Source organism: Antarctobacter sp. (genome assembly GCF_965277915.1).
Lineage (GTDB): Bacteria > Pseudomonadota > Alphaproteobacteria > Rhodobacterales > Rhodobacteraceae > Antarctobacter.
Genome location: NZ_OZ255849.1, coordinates 3,569,201 through 3,586,282, shown reverse-complemented (window position 1 = coordinate 3,586,282; position 17,082 = coordinate 3,569,201). Strand labels below are relative to the sequence as shown.

At 66.0% G+C, this 17,082-nt stretch carries 14 protein-coding genes; 10 read left to right on the top strand and 4 right to left on the bottom strand.

Annotated elements, in window-relative coordinates:
* Positions 1–10 precede the first annotated feature (10 nt).
* The 4 genes from ACQY5B_RS18410 (at position 11) to ACQY5B_RS18395 (ending at position 6,595) form a co-directional block, all read left to right on the top strand.
* Positions 11–2,452 carry a GcvT family protein gene (locus tag ACQY5B_RS18410; RefSeq protein ID WP_420328040.1) on the top strand — a complete coding sequence of 814 codons (2,442 nt, stop codon included), beginning with the start codon at positions 11–13 and terminating at the stop codon, positions 2,450–2,452.
* Complete coding sequence (locus ACQY5B_RS18405; protein WP_420328041.1) at positions 2,449–3,369, top strand: homocysteine S-methyltransferase family protein; 921 nt, start codon at positions 2,449–2,451, stop codon at positions 3,367–3,369. Before ACQY5B_RS18410 ends, ACQY5B_RS18405 begins: the two co-directional genes overlap by 4 nt.
* An 89-nt stretch (positions 3,370–3,458) precedes the next feature.
* Positions 3,459–5,903: a GcvT family protein gene (locus tag ACQY5B_RS18400; protein WP_420328042.1), complete on the top strand. Its 2,445-nt coding sequence runs from the start codon at positions 3,459–3,461 to the stop codon at positions 5,901–5,903.
* A 44-nt stretch (positions 5,904–5,947) separates the two neighbouring features.
* Positions 5,948–6,595, top strand: a complete 648-nt coding sequence (locus ACQY5B_RS18395) for an RluA family pseudouridine synthase (protein WP_420328044.1) — start codon at positions 5,948–5,950, stop codon at positions 6,593–6,595.
* A gap of 79 nt (positions 6,596–6,674) precedes the next feature.
* Here the strand turns inward: ACQY5B_RS18395 and ACQY5B_RS18390 are convergent, their stop codons facing one another.
* A complete protein-coding gene (locus ACQY5B_RS18390; RefSeq protein WP_420328046.1) occupies positions 6,675–8,114 on the bottom strand; it encodes an aldehyde dehydrogenase family protein in 1,440 nt (479 codons plus the stop codon).
* A gap of 193 nt (positions 8,115–8,307) precedes the next feature.
* Between ACQY5B_RS18390 and ACQY5B_RS18385 the strand changes: the two genes are divergently transcribed.
* The 6 genes from ACQY5B_RS18385 (at position 8,308) to ACQY5B_RS18360 (ending at position 12,923) form a co-directional block, all read left to right on the top strand.
* The gene (locus ACQY5B_RS18385; RefSeq protein WP_420328047.1) at positions 8,308–8,961 is read left to right on the top strand and encodes a peroxiredoxin; all 654 of its coding nucleotides are present in this window, start codon (positions 8,308–8,310) and stop codon (positions 8,959–8,961) included.
* A 120-nt stretch (positions 8,962–9,081) separates the two neighbouring features.
* Positions 9,082–10,119 (top strand): succinylglutamate desuccinylase/aspartoacylase family protein, encoded by a 1,038-nt coding sequence (locus ACQY5B_RS18380; RefSeq protein ID WP_305968735.1) that lies wholly within the window; start codon positions 9,082–9,084, stop codon positions 10,117–10,119.
* Positions 10,120–10,223: 104 nt separating this feature from the next.
* Positions 10,224–11,012, top strand: coding sequence for an exodeoxyribonuclease III (locus ACQY5B_RS18375; protein WP_420328049.1), 789 nt, complete (start codon positions 10,224–10,226; stop codon positions 11,010–11,012).
* Positions 11,013–11,169: 157 nt separating this feature from the next.
* Positions 11,170–12,081: a thioredoxin gene (trxA, locus tag ACQY5B_RS18370; protein WP_305968737.1), complete on the top strand. Its 912-nt coding sequence runs from the start codon at positions 11,170–11,172 to the stop codon at positions 12,079–12,081.
* A gap of 27 nt (positions 12,082–12,108) precedes the next feature.
* Positions 12,109–12,750 carry an LON peptidase substrate-binding domain-containing protein gene (locus tag ACQY5B_RS18365; protein ID WP_420328051.1) on the top strand — a complete coding sequence of 214 codons (642 nt, stop codon included), beginning with the start codon at positions 12,109–12,111 and terminating at the stop codon, positions 12,748–12,750.
* On the top strand, positions 12,747–12,923 hold the full coding sequence (locus ACQY5B_RS18360) for a Trm112 family protein (protein WP_305968739.1): 177 nt from the start codon (positions 12,747–12,749) through the stop codon (positions 12,921–12,923). The genes ACQY5B_RS18365 and ACQY5B_RS18360 overlap by 4 nt, the downstream gene beginning before the upstream one ends.
* 6 nt (positions 12,924–12,929) lie before the next feature.
* Here ACQY5B_RS18360 and ACQY5B_RS18355 read toward each other — a convergent pair whose 3' ends face one another.
* The 3 genes from ACQY5B_RS18355 to ACQY5B_RS18345 all read right to left on the bottom strand — a co-directional run bounded on the left by ACQY5B_RS18355 (position 12,930) and on the right by ACQY5B_RS18345 (position 16,989).
* Positions 12,930–13,766 (bottom strand): trypsin-like serine peptidase, encoded by an 837-nt coding sequence (locus ACQY5B_RS18355; protein WP_420328053.1) that lies wholly within the window; start codon positions 13,764–13,766, stop codon positions 12,930–12,932.
* 80 nt (positions 13,767–13,846) lie between these two features.
* A complete protein-coding gene (locus ACQY5B_RS18350; protein ID WP_420328055.1) occupies positions 13,847–15,934 on the bottom strand; it encodes a trypsin-like peptidase domain-containing protein in 2,088 nt (695 codons plus the stop codon).
* An 89-nt stretch (positions 15,935–16,023) separates the two neighbouring features.
* The gene (locus ACQY5B_RS18345; RefSeq protein ID WP_420328057.1) at positions 16,024–16,989 is read right to left on the bottom strand and encodes a threonine ammonia-lyase; all 966 of its coding nucleotides are present in this window, start codon (positions 16,987–16,989) and stop codon (positions 16,024–16,026) included.
* Positions 16,990–17,082 lie beyond the last annotated feature (93 nt).

Here is a 17,082-nt window from a genome sequence, read left to right as displayed (position 1 = left end):
CGAGGGGACCATGTCCGATTTTCCGTCACAGGCCCGCGTGGTCATCATCGGCGGCGGGGCCGTCGGCGCCTCTTGCGCCTATCACATTGCCAAGGCCGGAAGGGACTGCGTCCTGCTGGAAAAGAACGAGCTGACAGCCGGATCGACCTGGCACGCGGCGGGCAATTGCCCTTCGTTCAGCACGTCCTGGGCGGTGATGAACATGCAGCGCTATTCGCTGGACCTTTACCGTCGGCTTGCGGAAGAAGTCGATTATCCGATGAACTACCACGTCACCGGGTCAATCCGCCTTGGCCATTCGCGCGAACGCATGATGGAGTTCGAGCGGGCGCGCTCGATGGGGCAATACCAGGGCATGAACCTGGAAATGTTGGCGGTGTCGGATCTGAAAGCGCGCTACCCGTTCCTCGAGACACATGACCTTGCCGGCGGACTTTTTGATCCCGATGACGGCGACATCGACCCGGCGCAGCTGACCCAGGCCCTTGCCAAGGGCGCGCGGATGGCCGGCGCGCGGATCGAGCGGTTCTGCCCGGCGACCGGTGTCAGCCGCGAAAACGGCGAGTGGATCGTTCACACCGACAAGGGCGACATCCGCTGCGAAAAGGTGGTGAATGCCGCCGGCTACTACGCGCAGCGCGTCGGTGAGTGGTTCAAGCCCTTCGGTGGCCGGACTGTTCCGATGGCCGTCATGAGCCACCAGTATTTCCTGACCGAGGAGATCCCGGCAATCAAGGAATGGTCGCAGGAAAACGGCAAGCTGCCCCTGCTGCGCGATGTCGACAGCAGCTACTACCTGCGGCAGGAGAAATTCGGCCTGAACCTTGGCCCCTACGAGCGGAACTGCAAGGCGCACTGGATCACGCCCGACGATCCCATGCCCCAGGACTTCTCCTTCCAGCTGTATCCCGACGACCTGGAACGGTTGGAATGGTACATTGAAGATGCAATGGCCCGCATGCCCTTGTTGGGTGAGGGGGGCGTGGGGCGCAATATCAACGGCCCCATCCCCTATTCGCCCGACGGATTGCCCTTGCTGGGTCCGATGCCCGGCGTGCCCGATGCCTTCGAAGCCTGCGTCTTTACCTTTGGCATCACGCAGGCGGGCGGTGCCGGCAAGGTGCTGGCCGAATGGGTCACCGAAGGTCAGACCGAATGGGACATGTGGGCCACGGACCCGCGCCGGTTTACCGACTATACGGACCCGCAGTATTGCGTGGACAAGGCGATGGAGGTCTACGGACACGAATATGCCATGCACTTCCCGCACCACTCCTGGCCTGCCGCGCGGGATCGCAAGATCTCGCCGGTGCATGAACGGGTCAAGGCGCTGGGGGGGGTCATGGGGGTCTACAACGGCTGGGAACGGGCCAACTGGTTTGCCCGGCCGGACGACGATACCTCCGAGGCCGGGACCCAGACCTGGGATCGTGCCGGCCCCTGGGAGCCGCGCGTGCGCGAAGAATGCGAGGCGGTGCGCGATGGCGTGGGTGTACTGGACCTGCCCGGCTTTTCGCGGTTCGACGTGCAGGGGCCGGGCGCGGCAGAGTGGTTGCTGTCGCGGATTGCCGGAACGCTGCCGTCGCCGGGGCGGATGAACCTGGCCTATTTCCCCGATGCGCGGGGCCGTATCCTGACGGAGATGAGCGTCATGGCACATGGCGCCGATCACTTCATGCTGATCACCGCCGCCGCCGCGCAGTGGCACGACCGTGATCTCTTGCTGGCGGACAAACCGGCGGAGGTCACCGTGACCGACCGCACGCGCGACGTCTCGACCCTGATCGTCACAGGGCCAAAGGCGCGCGCCCTGTTCGAGGCTTTGGGCACTGACGCGGACCTCGCGCTGCCCTGGCTGTCGGTGCAGGAGGCGGTCGTCGCCGGTGTCACCTGCGGGCTGGCGCGCGTGTCCTTTGCCGGTGAGCTTGGGTGGGAGATCCATGCGGCAACGGCAGAGATCCCGCCTCTGTACGAGGCCGTGCTGGCGGCCGGGGCAAGGCCATTCGGCATGTTCGCCCTCAACAGTTTGCGGCTGGAGAAGGGGTATCGTGCCTGGAAGGGCGATCTTTCCACCGACTACTCCCTTGTCGAGGCCGGGCTGGACCGATTTGTCAGGTTCGACAAGCCGCAGGACTTCCCCGGCAAGGACGCGCTGGCCGCCGAGGCGGCCGCCGGGCCGAAGAAACGCTTTGTCACGCTGAAGGTCGAGGCGGGTGAGGCGGATGCCCCTTACATGTCGACCCTTTGGCATGACGGTGAAATCGTCGGAGAGACCACCTCCGGCGGTTGGGGGTACCGTGTCGGCGCCTCCATTGCACTGGGCATGGTACGGGCCGACCTGGCTGTGCCGGGCACGGAGCTGACCGTGGACATCTTCGGACAGAAGTGCCGTGCCACGGTCCAGCCGGACGGGCCGCTCTGGGATCCACAAAACCAGAGGATAAAGGCATGAGCCGCGTAACATTGCTGGATGGTGGCATGGGGCAGGAACTGCTCCGTCGCCACGGCGCTCCGGTCAGCCCGCTCTGGGCCACGCAGGTCATGCTGGATCGTCCCGGGCTGGTCGCGGAGGTGCACCGCGACTATGCCGACGCCGGCGCCACCGTGGCCACGACGAACACCTATGCCATCCACCGCGACAGGCTGCGGGGCGGGGCGTCCAACCACTATGCCGCCGACGGCTCCGAACTGCCCGACCTCGAAGCAAAGTTCGCGGATCTGCATCGTGCCGCCTTGGACGAGGCCGGTGCGGTCCGCGATCGTGGCCGCATTGCGGGCTCCATCGGGCCGCTGGGCGCCAGCTACCGTGCCGACCTGCACCCGGACGAGGCAGATGCCATCCCGCTTTATGCCGAGGTGGCCAAGATCCTCGCGCCTTCCGTCGACCTGCTGCTGTTCGAAACCATCCCTTCGCTCTCCGCCGCCCGCGCCTGCCTTGCCGCGGGCCGGCAGACCGATCGACCGGTTTGGCTGGCCTTCACCGTCGACGACGAGGACGGCACAAGTCTGCGCTCGGGCGAGCCCTTGGCCGAGGCGGCGTCGATCGCGGGCGAGGCCGACGCGGTGCTCGCCAATTGCTCTGCGCCAGAGGCGATGCCGGCGGCACTCGACGCGATGTCCGTCGCAGGGGTGCCCTTTGGGGCCTATGCCAATGCCTTCACCACCCTGACCAAGGAATACGTTGCCGGGGGAAGTACCGCCGCCGCCCTCTCTGCGCGCCGCGACATGGGTCCAGAGGCCTACGCGGATCATGTCATGGCCTGGGTCGAACGCGGCGCCACCATCGTGGGCGGCTGTTGCGAAACGCGCCCCGCCCATATCGCGGAGATTGCCCGCCGCCTGCGCGCTGCAGGGCATGAGATCGTCTGATGTTTCTTCTCTCCAAAAATACTCCAAACCGCGCCCGAAGGGCGCGCCGGTCGGACGCGCGAGCGTCCGAAACCCCATGAGGTTCTGACATGCCCCTTCCCACCAAGGCCCGCGTCGTCATCATTGGCGGCGGTGTCATCGGCTGTTCTGTCGCCTATCACCTGGCGAAACTTGGCTGGACCGATGTGGTCCTTCTGGAACGCAAGCAGCTGACGTCGGGCACCACCTGGCACGCCGCCGGGCTCATTGCGCAGCTGCGTGCCAGCGCCAACATGACCCGGCTCGCGAAATACAGCCAGGAACTCTATGGCCGGCTTGAAGAGGAAACGGGAATTGCCACCGGGTTCCGGCGCGTGGGATCGATCACGGCTGCCCTGACCGCCGAACGGCATGAGGAACTGCGCCGCTCCGCCGCGATGGCCCGTGCCTTCGGGGTCGAGATCGACGAGATCGACACGCAGGAGATCGCCGGCAAGTATCCTCATCTCAACACGGATGGAGTGTTGGGCGGGGTCTACCTGCCCAAGGACGGCCAGGGCGATCCTGCCAATATCGCGCTTGCGCTTGCCAAGGGCGCCCGCCAGCGCGGCGCCACGGTCGCCGAGAGAACCAGGGCCACCGGCGTCACTGCCGAAGGCGACCGTATCACGCAGGTTCACTGGCAGGCAGGGGATGGCACCTCGGGCAGCATCGCGGCGGAACACGTCGTCAACTGCGCCGGCATGTGGGCGCGCGAGGTGGGGGCCATGCTGGGCACAGATGTCCCCCTGCAGGCCTGCGAACACTTCTACATCGTGTCCGAACCGATCCCGGGCCTGACCCAGCTTCCGGTCCTGCGCGTCCCCGACGAATGCGCCTATTACAAGGAGGACGCGGGCAAGCTGATGCTGGGCGCGTTCGAGCCGGGCGCCAAACCCTGGGCGCTGCAAGGCATACCTCAGGACTTCGAATTCGACCAGTTGCCCGAGGATTTCGACCACTTCGAGCCGATCCTCGAAAATGCGGTCCACCGGATGCCCATGCTGGGCGAGGCGGGCATTCACACCTTCTTCAACGGGCCGGAAAGCTTTACCCCCGACAACGCCTATTACATGGGGCTCTGCCCGGGGCGGGAAAACGTCTGGGTCGCGGCGGGCTTCAACTCCATCGGGATCCAGTCAGCGGGTGGCGCGGGCATGGCGCTGGCGCAATGGATGAACGATGGCGAAAAACCGTTCGATCTTGGCGACGTGGACATCGCCCGCGCGCAGGGTTTCCAGACCAACACCAGCTACCTTGCATCGCGGGTCTCGGAGACGCTGGGGCTGCTGTATGCCGACCACTATCCCTATCGGCAAAAGGAAACCGCGCGCGGCATCCGCCGTTCGCCCTTCCATGACCGGCTGGCAGAGCGTGGCGCCGTCTTTGGCGAACTGGCGGGCTGGGAGCGCGCCAACTGGTACGCGCGTCCCGGACAGGAGGCGGACTACCGCTATTCCTGGCAGCGCCAGAACTGGTTCGACAACGCTGCCGAGGAACACCGTGCCATCCGCGAAAATGTCGCCATGTATGACATGACCTCCTTCGGCAAGCTGCGGGTCGAGGGGCGCGACGCCGAGAGCTTGCTGAACCTTGTCTGCGGGGCCGATCTGTCGACCCCGGTGGGCAAGATCACCTACACCCAGTTTCTCAACACCAGGGGCGGGATCGAGGCGGATGTCACCGTCACCCGCCTGTCGGAAACCGCGTACCTGGTGGTCACGCCCGCCGCCACGCGCCGGGCCGACGAGACCTGGCTGCGCCGCCACGTCGGCGACCGAAACGTCGTCATCACCGATGTGACCGCAGCGGAAGGGGTGCTGGCCGTCATGGGGCCGAGGGCCCGAGACCTGATGCAGGCCGTTTCTCCCGGCGATTTCTCGAACGCGGCGAACCCGTTCGGCACCGCGCAGCGGATAGAGCTCGGCATGGGCGAAGCGCGGGTTCACCGGGTTTCATACGTCGGTGAACTGGGCTGGGAGGTCTATGTCAGCGGCGACATGGCCACCCATGTCTTCGACACGCTCTGGCAGGCGGGGCAGGACCTTGGCCTGACCCTCGCCGGAATGCATGTCATGGACACATGCCGGGCCGAAAAGGCGTTTCGCCACTTTGGTCATGACATCACCTGCGAGGATCACGTCCTGGAGGCGGGGCTGGGATTCGCGGTCAAGACAACCAAGCCCGAATTCATTGGCCGTGATGCTGTGCTGGCAAAGCGCGAGGCCGGGCTGGACAGGCGACTGGTGCAATTCCTGCTGACCGATCCCGAACCGCTGCTCTACCACAACGAACCCGTCCTAAGGGACGGTCAGATCGTCGGCCACCTGAGTTCGGGTGCCTATGGTCACACGCTCGGGGGCGCGGTTGGGTTGGGCTATGTCCCCTGCAAGGGGGAAACCGCCGATCAGCTTTTGTCATCGACCTATGAAATCGACGTGGCGGGCACGCGGGTGCCTGCGCGGGCCTCGCTCAAACCGATCTACGATCCGAAATCCGAACGGGTGAAGGTCTAGACCGTCGGGGTTGCGCCCGGGCGCAGCGCTTGTCAAAGGGGGACATGGCATCAGACTATGACCCCCCCACAGGCGAAATTCCCGTCCTTTACGAGGACGCCGACCTGCTTGTCGTCGACAAGCCCGCAGGATTGCTGTCGGTTCCCGGCAAGGGCGAGGACTTGCAGGATTGCCTGTTGAGCCGGCTGGAAAAGGCATTTCCGACCGTCCGCCTCGTTCATCGGCTGGACCGGGACACCTCGGGTGTCATGGTCTTTGGCCTGACGCCCCATGCACAGCGCCACCTTGGCAACCAGTTCGAAACGCGCAAGACCAGAAAGACCTATCTGGCCCGCCTGCACGGCGAATTGGAGCCCGCGACCGGCGAAATCGATCTGCCGCTGATCGTCGACTGGCCCAACCGGCCCCGGCAAAAGGTCTGTCACGAAACGGGCAAACCCGCGCTGACCGGCTGGAAGGTGCTCAAGATCGGTGAGGGTGAGACCCGCGTGCGCCTCTTTCCGCACACGGGGCGCAGCCACCAGCTACGGGTGCACACCCTGGCGCTGGGCCATCCAATCCTGGGCGACACGCTGTATGCACCGGAGACGGCGGATCATTACCCGCGCATGATGCTGCACGCAGAAGAACTGCGCGTGAATCATCCCGAAAGCGGCAAGGGTATGAAATTCCGGGCACCGGCGCCGTTCTGACGTCGCCGCGTTCTTGATCGGAAAGAAAGCCTAGTCGAAGGCGTGAAGCGCCGGGGGCAGAGCCCCCGGCCTGCGAAGATCACTCAGCCGCCCAGCCGGACACGGCCTTGATCTCGACGAAGTCATGGATGCCCCAGATGCCGCCCTCGCGGCCATTGCCGGACATCTTCATGCCGCCAAAGGGGGCGCCTGCGCCGCGGCTTTCGCCGTTCATCTCGACCATGCCAGAGCGCAGGGCGCGGGCCATTCGCGCCCGCCGCGCGCCGTCCTGGCTCTGTACGTAGTTGGTCAACCCGTAGTCGGTGTCGTTGGCGATCTTCACCGCCTCCGCCTCGTCCTCGAATTTCAGGATCGACAGCACCGGGCCAAAGATCTCTTCCTGCGCGATGGTCATGTCGTTGGTCACGTCGGCAAAGACCGTGGGACGGACGTAATAGCCCTTGTTGAACCCCTCGGGGCGGCCTGGACCGCCTGCGACCAGCCGGGCGCCTTCCTCGATGCCCTTCTCGATCAGGCCCTGGATCTTTTCCCATTGGGTGGCGTTCACGACCGGCCCGATGTGACGCCCTTCCTCGGACGCCGGACCCACGGTGATCTTCGAGGCGACGGCGGCGGCCTCTTCGACCACGCGATCATAGACCGACGCCTCGACCAGCATCCGGCTGGGGGCGTTACAACTTTGGCCGGTGTTGTTCATCATGTGCAGCACGCCGCGCTTGACCGCCTTTTCGTCCGCGTCGGCAAAGATCAGGTTCGCGCCCTTGCCGCCAAGCTCGAGGTGCACGCGTTTCAGGGTCTCTGCCGCGGCGATCGAGATCAACCGCCCGGCACGGGCCGAACCGGTAAAGCTGACCATGTCGATGTCCGGATGGCTGGACAGTTGCGAACCGACGCCGGCGCCGTCACCGTTGACCAGGTTGAACACGCCCGGCGGCAGGTCGGCGGCATCCATGATCTCGGCAAAGATCATCGCGTCCAGCGGGCTTTCCTCGGAGGGTTTCAGAACCATCGTGTTGCCCGCCACCAGCGCCGCACCCACCTTGAGCGTGATCTGGTTCATCGGCCAGTTCCACGGCGTGATCAGCGCGCAGACGCCCACCGCCTCATGGATGATGCGGTCGTTCGGGGCGTGGTCGCCCAGCGGACGTTCCCAGGGGAACTCCTTGGCGGCCTGGATGAAGGTCTTGAGGTGGCGGATACCTGCGCCGGCCTGCTGTGTCTTGGCCATGTCGATGGGGGCCCCCATTTCCATGCTGATCGCCGTGCCAAGGTCCTCTGTCCGCGCCTTGTAGGCGGCGTAGACCCGTTCCAGCGCCGCAATGCGCTCTTCGACGGGCGTGGCCATCCAGCCGGGCAGGGCGGCCTTTGCGGCCGCGACGGCGGCATTGGTGTCCGCTTCGCCGCCCAGCGAGATCACCGCGCAGGGGTCTTCGGTCGACGGGTCAATCACGTCGTGAGCGGTGCCCGCCAGTGGTTCGACCCAGGCGCCGTTGATGTAGAACTGACGTTTCTCGATCATGTCTTAACTCCTGCGTAGACAGACAGACGCCCGCCGTTCCGGAAGGGGTCCGAAGCGGTCGGGCGCCAGTTTTGCGGCACTCTGTCACCCCCTCCGCAGAGGCGCAAGACGGGGCTTTACATCCGGATTTTAGAATGTATCTAAACAGGCATAGTCAAACCCGAGCATTTCGGACAGGAAAGGACATCTGATTATGGCCCTGCGTATCAACGACGAGCTTCCCAACCTCACCGTGAACACGGACCTCGGCGAGGTGACCCTGCACGACTGGATCGGCGACAGCTGGGCAATCCTGTTTTCGCACCCCAAGGATTTCACCCCCGTCTGCACCACCGAATTCGGCGCCGTGGCACAGCTTGCGGCCGAGTGGGAAAAGCGCGGAACCAAGGTGATGGGTATCTCCGTCGATGGTGTCGAAGAGCACAAGCAGTGGAAAGGTGACATCGAGAAGACCTCTGGCGCGTCCGCCGGTTTCCCGATCATCGCCGACGAGGATCTGGCCGTGTCCAAGGCGCTGGACATGCTGCCCGCCGACGCCTACCTGCCCGACGGCCGCACCGCTGCTGACAGCGCCTCGGTGCGCTCGGTCTTCATCATTGCGCCGAACAAGAAAGTGCAGCTGATGATGACCTACCCGATGTCGGTGGGCCGCAACTTTGCCGAAGTGCTGCGCGCGCTGGACGCCCTGCAGGCGACCTATGAGACCCCGATTGCCACCCCGGCCAACTGGACCGTCGGTCAGGACGTGATCGTGGCTCTGTCGCTGAACGACGAGCAGGCCAAGGAAAAGTTCGGCGAGGTCAACGCCGTGCTGCCTTACCTGCGCACGACCAAGATGCCGGCGTAAACCGCATCCGGAATCGACAGTCTGGCGGGCGTCCCACACGGGGCGCCCGTTTTCATTGAAAGCCCGCGCTTGCGCGCCGCGCTGCCGCGGCCTAATCGGAGTGGAACAGGAGGCCTGACCATGCGGGACCCGTTCATACTTGGCGACCAGAGGGTTGCACCCGGCACGCGGCGGACGGTGGATCTGCCTGTGTCCGTCTTGTCCGATCATACGCCGGTGACGCTGTCGGCCCATGTGGTGCATGGCAAACGGCCTGGTCCGGTCATGTTCGTTTCGGCGGCCATCCACGGCGATGAGGTCATCGGGGTCGAGATCGTGCGGCGCCTTTTGCGTGCCGCGCCGGTTGCGAGGCTCTCGGGGACGCTGGTGGCGGTGCCGATCGTCAACTCCTTCGGGTTCATCAACCGCTCAAGGTACTTGCCTGACAGGCGCGACCTGAACCGCAGCTTTCCCGGCTCTCCGCAAGGGTCGCTGGCGGCGCGTCTTGCGCATCTTTTCCTGACCGAGATCGTGAGCCGCTGTGACGTGGGCATCGACCTGCATTCCGCTGCCGTGGGCCGCACCAACCTGCCCCAGATCCGTTTGACCGCTGGGAATGCGCGTCTGCGCGAACTGGGGGCGGCCTTTGCGGCGCCGGTGACGATGATGTCCAGGACCCGCGAGGGATCGCTGCGGCTGGTGGCGCAGAACGCCGGTGTCGATGTGCTGCTGTACGAGGCGGGCGAGGGGCTGCGGTTCGACGAACACGCGGCCCGCGCCGGGGTTTCCGGAATCCTGCGGGTGATGGCGCGGCTGGGCATGATCGCGGGGCGCGGTGTGCCGCGTGCGCGGGTCGGCTCGGTGATCTGCGAGCGGTCGTCCTGGGTGCGGGCCTCGTCCGGGGGACTGCTGCGCACGCTGAAACGGCGCGGGGATTTCGTCGAGGCCGGGCAGGTGCTGGGGGTCGTGTCCGACCCGTTCGGAGAGCGCGAGGCCGAGGTGGTCGCGGATGTGACCGGCATCCTTGTTGGGCGGTCCGACCTGCCCGTGGTGAACGAAGGCGATGCCCTGTTCCATATCGCCGAACCTCTGGAGCCGGAAAAGGCCGAAGCCGCGGCGGAACGGTTCGACGCCGATCTCGAGGCGCCGCCTTTGTTCGACGAGGATGAGATCATCTGATTGATATTAAATAGTTTATTCCTGAGATCCCCACCCGGTGAAACGTGGTTGCGCAGGCCGCCCCGGCTTGGCAGTCTCGCCGGGCCTGAAACCCGGAGTCGCCCATGTCCTTTACCCTTGCCACCTGGAACATCAACTCGGTCCGGCTGCGGGCGGGACTGGTCGAGAAGCTCTTGACCGAGGAGGCGCCGGACGTGCTGTGCCTGCAGGAATGCAAGTCTCCCGTCGCCAAAATCCCGCACGAGAGCTTTGCCGCGCTGGGGTATACATACATGGTTGCGCGGGGTGAGAAGGGCTACAACGGTGTGGCGATCCTGTCGAAACTGCCCATCGAGGATGCGGGCGACAGGGATTTCGCGAACCTCGGGCATGCGCGCCACGTCGCAGCCCGCATGGATAACGGTCTGACGATCCACAATTTTTACGTTCCGGCTGGCGGTGATGTGCCGGACCGCGAAAAGAACGTGAAGTTCGGGCAGAAACTGGATTACGTCGCGGAGATGCGCGACTGGTTCGCCGCCGAGAAACCGCAGAAGGCGATCCTCGTGGGCGATCTGAACATCGCCCCGCTGGAGGATGACGTCTGGGATCACAAGAAGATGCTCAAGGTGATCTCGCACACGCCGGTCGAGGTCGAGGCGCTGGGCGAGGCACAAGATGTAGGGGGCTGGGTGGATGTGACCCGCAAGGACTTGCCCGTGGGCAAGCTCTACAGCTGGTGGTCCTACCGCGCGAAGGACTGGGATGCCGCCGACAAGGGGCGCCGGCTGGACCATGTCTGGGCAACGCCGGACATCGTCAATGCAGCGCACGGCAGCCGCATCCTGCGCGATGCGCGCGGTTGGGAAAAGCCGTCCGACCACGCGCCGGTCTTTGCCAGTTTCGACCTGTAGTTTTTGTACAAAACGTACGATTTGTACATCGAAATCAGCAAAACGTACAAAACGCGCTGGAGGCGGCCAAACCGGATGAACCGGGCCGCCGCCCTTGCATCCCGGGCCACGCTACGCCATCTACGCCACTGAACATATTAAACCGCGTGAGGGCGACATGCTGGAACTGGGCGGCGGCCAACCGGCTGCGGACAACCTGATCAAAGACATCTCCGAAGCGGAGTTCATGGCGGAAGTCGTGGACGGCTCTGCAGAGGTTCCCGTCATCGTCGATTTCTGGGCGCCCTGGTGCGGACCCTGCAAGACGCTTGGCCCGATGCTCGAGGACGCGGTCAAGGCGGCCAAGGGCGCCGTCAAGATGGTCAAGGTCAACGTCGACGAGGCCCAGCAGATCGCCGGGCAGTTGCGCATCCAGTCGATCCCGACGGTCTATGCCTTCTTCAAGGGTCAGCCGCTGGACGGGTTCCAGGGCGCGTTGCCGCAATCCGAGCTCAAGGCCTTTGTCGACCGGGTCGTGCAGGCGGCGGGCGGCGATGCGTCGGGTGGTCTGGATGACGCCGTGGCCGCAGCCGAAGAGATGCTGGACCAAGGCGCCGCGGTGGACGCGGCCCAGACCTTTGCCGCCATCCTCGAAGAGGACCCGGCCAACGCGGCGGCCTATGCCGGCATGGTGCGGGCGCATATCGCGATGGATGATCTGGATCAGGCCGAGGCGATCCTGAACGGCGCCCCGGTGGAGATTTCCAAGGCGCCGGAACTGGAAGCGGCCCATGCCGCGCTGGAACTGGCGAAACAGGCGGCGGATGCGGGCCCGGTGGCCGAGCTGACCGCCAAGGTCGAGGCCGACCCCGAGGACAAGCAGGCGCGTTTTGACCTGGCGCAGGCGATGTATGCCAACGGCGATGCCGCCGGTGCGGTGGACCAGCTGCTGGAGATCTTCCGCCGCGACCGCGAGTGGAACGATGGCGCTGCCAAGGCTCAGCTTTTCACCATTTTCGAGGCGCTGAAGCCCAACGATCCGGTGGCGCTGAACGGGCGTCGCAAATTGAGTTCGATGATATTTGCCTGACCGGTCGCGCAGTCTACCTTGTCGAGCATGACACGGCTCAAAGACCTGCCGGGGAAGATCCCGGTTTTTCCCCTGCCGGGCGCGCTCCTGCTACCGCGGGCGCGCCTGCCGCTTCACATCTTCGAGCCGCGCTATCTCGCGATGCTTGACGACTGCCTGAAGACGGAAACCCGGCTGATCGGCATGATCCAACCGCACCAGGTTCCTGGCCGCGAGGAGCGGGGCCTGCACCGCATCGGCTGTGCCGGACGCGTGACGCAGTTCTCGGAAACCGAGGACGGGCGTTACATGATCACGCTGACCGGTATCTCGCGCTTTCGCATCACGCATGAGGTCCAGGGGTTCACGCCCTACCGCTGTTGCGAGGTCAACTGGGACGGGTTCGAGCGCGACCAACAGGGCACCGAGACCGACCAGCGCTTCGAACGGGTGGGTTTCCTGGACCTGCTGGACCGCTACTTTGCGGCCAAGGATCTGTCGGCCGACTGGGACACGCTGCAGCAGGCGGATGACGAATTGCTGGTGAACTCGCTGTCGATGCTGCTGGACTTCAACCCCGAGGACAAGCAGGCGCTCCTGGAGGCGCCCTCGCTGAGCACGCGGCGCGAGACGCTGGTGACATTGATCGAATATGCGCTGCGCGGCGGCGAGGAGGATCTGATCCAATGAGCGTTGAATTCGACCGGCGAATGCTGGAGGCGCTGATCTGCCCGGTGACGCAGACGGGCCTGCGCTATGACGTGGACCGGCAGGAACTGGTCAGCACGGCTGCCGGGCTGGCCTATCCGATCCGCGACGGCATCCCGGTGATGTTGCAGGACGAGGCGCGGCGGCTGGACTGACCGGTATCAGTCCTGATCCGCAGGCTTGAGAACGCTGGAACTTTCGAGGATGCGGCCTATCGGGATCGCGTGTTCGATGCTCCTACTGAACCCGCTGAGCTGCAGGCCGATCACCCGGTTTTCGAAAGCGCCAACAAGCGGCGAGCCCTGGTTTCCCGGCAGGGTGTCGCAGGTGTGCCGCAGATTGCCGTCCAGAAGCGCAGGGGTGGCCGTCCAGCAGTCCGTGTGGGCGACATGCTGGGAATACCCGAAAGGATGCCCGAAGAGCCGGAGAAACTGTTGCTCACCCGGGGCTGTGGGGTCAAGCGCAAGGGTCCCATAGCGCTCTCCGGGCTGGCCCGACGTGACCCTGAGAACCGCATAATTCAGGGCCTCTTCGATTTCGACCGGGGCTGTATCGACTTCGAAGGCGTCGGCGCTATCGGGGTCTGATGCGTCCAGGTAGCCAAGGGTGAAACGGATGGCCTCGACCTCTGTGTTCTTGTCGGTCCGGCGAGGGGTGCCTTGGGCGCAGCTCGCGGTGGTCAGCAGCAGATCCGCGGTGACGAGAAACCCCGTGCAGGACAGGACGCCGTTACCGGTGCTGACATCCAGTCGACCGACCGGGCGCCCGGCCTGCGCGAGCGTTGAGGTCTTGCCGTAACTCGCGACCCGGTCGACTTCGGACATTCCGAAAGGCTGGTACCCTTCGCCATGATCGCCCTGATCGCGCTGCGCCCAGAGCGGAAGGGGCAGGACGATGTTCCCGAAGCTTTCGGTTGGAAAGATGTTTTCGTATTGGGACGCGGCGGGGCCGGCCAGAAGACAGGTTGCCGCCAGAGCGGTGAGCAAGGATCGGATCATCGGATTTGGGTCCTGTTTCGCGTTCTCGCACCTTCGTACGCCGGGGAAGGACAGGTGGGCAAGGCGGGCTGTGCCGGGCGTCAGGGCAGGAGCGAGCGCATCGCCTCGCGTGAGCGCGGGCCGATGCGGCCGTCGGTGACGCCCTCGTAGACCCCCGCGCGGGCCAGCGCCGCTTGCAGGGCGCGGGCGGTGTCGCGCGGCCAGTCGGCGCTGTCACGGGTCACGGGCCAGTCGTTGCCTGCGCGCAGGGCCTCTATGTAGAGCCGCGCCGCCTCTGCCGGGTCGGCAGGGACGCCGCGCCCCTGCTCGGTGATCCAGGCAAGGCTGGCGAGCGAAAGCGCATTGCCCTGCGCCGCCGCCTTGCGATGCCATTCGACCGCCTTGGCATCGGATGCCGGGACGCCGGTACCGCTGAGGTAGAGCGTGCCGAGGGCCTGCTGTGCCTCGGCGTGACCCTGTTCGGCGGCGGCGGTGTGCCAGCGGGCCGCGGTTGTCATGGACTTGTCGACGCCACGACCTTTTTCGTACAGGAGCGCGAGGTTGAACTGCGCCGCGGCATTGCCCTGGTCCGCGGCCTTGGCGAACCAGTAGGCGGCGGTTTGGTCTGACTGCGCGACGATGGTTCCGGCCAGGTAGAGGTCTCCCAACTGGTCCTGCGCGCCGTGATACCCGGCCTCTGCCCCCTCGCGATAGAGCGTCAGGGCGCGGGCGGGATCGGCGGGGACGCCCTGGCCGTGCTGATAGATCACGCCCAGCCCGGTCTTGGCGATGGGGTGGCCCTGGTCTGCGGATTTCTCGAACATCTCTCGGGCCTTGGAAACGTCCTTATCGGTGCCAAGCCCCCAGAGATAGGCAACGCCAAGGCCGGCCTGACCGATGGCATCGCCGGTCCGGGCGGCATCCTCGTAGGCGGCAAAGGCCTCGTCATAGCGTTCCGCCGCGCTGAAGGCCTCGGCCAGGAAGGCGGTCATGCGGGGGTGGCCGGGAAAGCTGTCCAGTGCCGCCTGGCAGGCCGCGATGGCGGCGTTGGCGTCGATGGCCTCGAAGACCGTGCCGTCGCTGCGCATCAGCCCGGCCGCGCGGTCGGGGTGGAAGCGGTCACCGGCGAGCCGGTCGCAGGCCTGCACATCGGCGTTTTCGGCCATGCGTTCCTCCAGCGTCGGCGCGGGCGGCGGGGCCGGTTGCAGCGCCGCCAACAAACGGGCGGCGGTGCGGGCGGCGGAGGTGCCAGGCGCCTCGGAGACCAGCGTTTCCAGCGCGATGCGGCGGGTGTCGTCGTCGTCGATCATCAGCGCGTCGGACAGGCGGGCCAGGGCGCGGCCCTCGGCATTGTCGGGTTCGGCTGACCGCTTGGCGGGGGACAGCAGGTTCGAGGCGGCAAGGATCGCCGCCATCGGGATGGCGTAGTTGACGCTGTTGTTGGCCGACCCGGCGTGGTGCAGTCCGACCACCTGCCGGCTGCCTGCGTCGATCACCGGAGAGCCGGAGTTGCCCGGCATGGTATCGCAGGTGTGCAGCAGCTTGTTGTCGGACAGCGCGGGCGCATTGGCGCGGCATTTCTCGCGGCTGATGCGCTGCGCCTCTCCCATCGGGTGGCCGATGATCCAGTAGGGATCGTTGTCCTGTGGCGTGACGGCGGCCAGTTCCAGCGTGCCGAAATCGCGCCCCGGCGTGTCGCCCAGGATGCGCAGCAGGGTATAGTCCAGCGGTTTCGAGGTCTCGACCGGAACCGGATCGACGAGGAAGGAACTTGTGCCCTCGGTCACACCCTCCTGCGTGTAGCCCATGACGAAGCGCACGCCGACGATCGATTTCGCCTCGGCCCGGCTGTCGTCGAGGATGCCGGGCACGCAGTGGTGGTTGGTCATCAGGATGTCGTCACCGACAAGAAAGGCGGTGCAGGGAAAGACGCCCTTGTCCGTCGCCACGTCCAGCCGCCCGACGGAGCGCCCGATGCGGGCAAAGACCGACTGGCTGGAATAAGTGGAGATGAACTCGTTGTTGTAGGCGCCGTAGGCGGCCTCGGGGATGACGTCGCTGCCGAACTGGTTGCGCGACAGGACGGTCTTGCCAAAGCTGTCGAGGTCGAAGCCAAGCAGGCGATCCTGCTGCGCGGCCAGCGGCGTGGCAAGCAGGAGAGCGGCGGCAGGGATCAGGCGGCGGAACATGGGTCTCTCCCAGGAGGGCGTGTCTGGCCTGCAGTATATCAGGTTGACGCAGCGTCGGGAGCGGGGGATTTCCGGACCCCCCGGCGTGCCTAGACCGCAAGCGCGCGGGCCAGCGTGGCCGGGTCCAGGTTGCCGCCGGAAATCGTGCAGATCACCGCGTCGCCCGCCAGTTCGTCGCCGTGAAAGAGCGCCGCCGCCAGGGCCACGGCGCCGCCCGGTTCGGCAACCAGCTTCAGGTGGCGCAGGGCCAGGGACATGGCGCGCAGCACCTCCTGATCCGTCACCACCACGCCGGGGCCGCAAAGGCGGGCGTTGATCGGAAAGGTCAGCTCTCCGGGCATCGGGGTCAGGATCGCGTCGCAAAGCCCGCCGGCCTCTTGCGCGTTGCGCTGGCGACTGCCGGAGTGCAGCGAGCGGGCGGTGTCATCGTAGCCCTCGGGTTCGGCGGGGCGCGCGCGCAGGCCGGGCGCGCGGCCCTCCAGCGCGAGGGCGATCCCGGCGGTCAGGCCGCCACCGCCGCAACAGACCAGCACGTCCGCCTCTGTCACGCCCGCCTCGGCGGCCTGTTCCGCGATCTCCAGCCCGCAGGTGCCCTGGCCGGCGATGACTTGCGGTTCGTCGTAGGGCCTGACCAGCGTCAGACCGCGGTCGGCGGCAATCGTGGCGCCGATCTCTTCGCGGCTTTCGGTTGAGCGGTCGTAAAGCACGACTTCGGCGCCGTAGCTGCGGGTGCCCTCGATCTTGGCGGCGGGCGCGTCCGAGGGCATCAGGATCACCGCGGGCACCCCCAGCTTTTGCGCGGCCAGCGCCACCCCCTGCGCATGGTTGCCCGAGGAAAAGGCGATGACTCCCTTGGCGCGCTGGTCCTCCGGCAGGGCGGTCAGGGCCGACCAGGCGCCGCGGAACTTGAAACTGCCGGTGTGTTGCAGGCACTCGGGCTTGACCAGAACGCGACGCCCGGCGATGGCGTCCAGCGCCGGCGAGGACAACAGCGGCGTGCGGCGGGTGATGCCGCGGGCGCGGGTGGCGGCGGCCTCGATCATCTGGATGTTCATGGGGTGCTCCGTGACTGTGGCGGCAGGGGGCCGCAGGGCGGGCGGAATGTCAATCGCCCTTGAACCCCCGGCGTGGGCGGGGCAGCTTGCGCC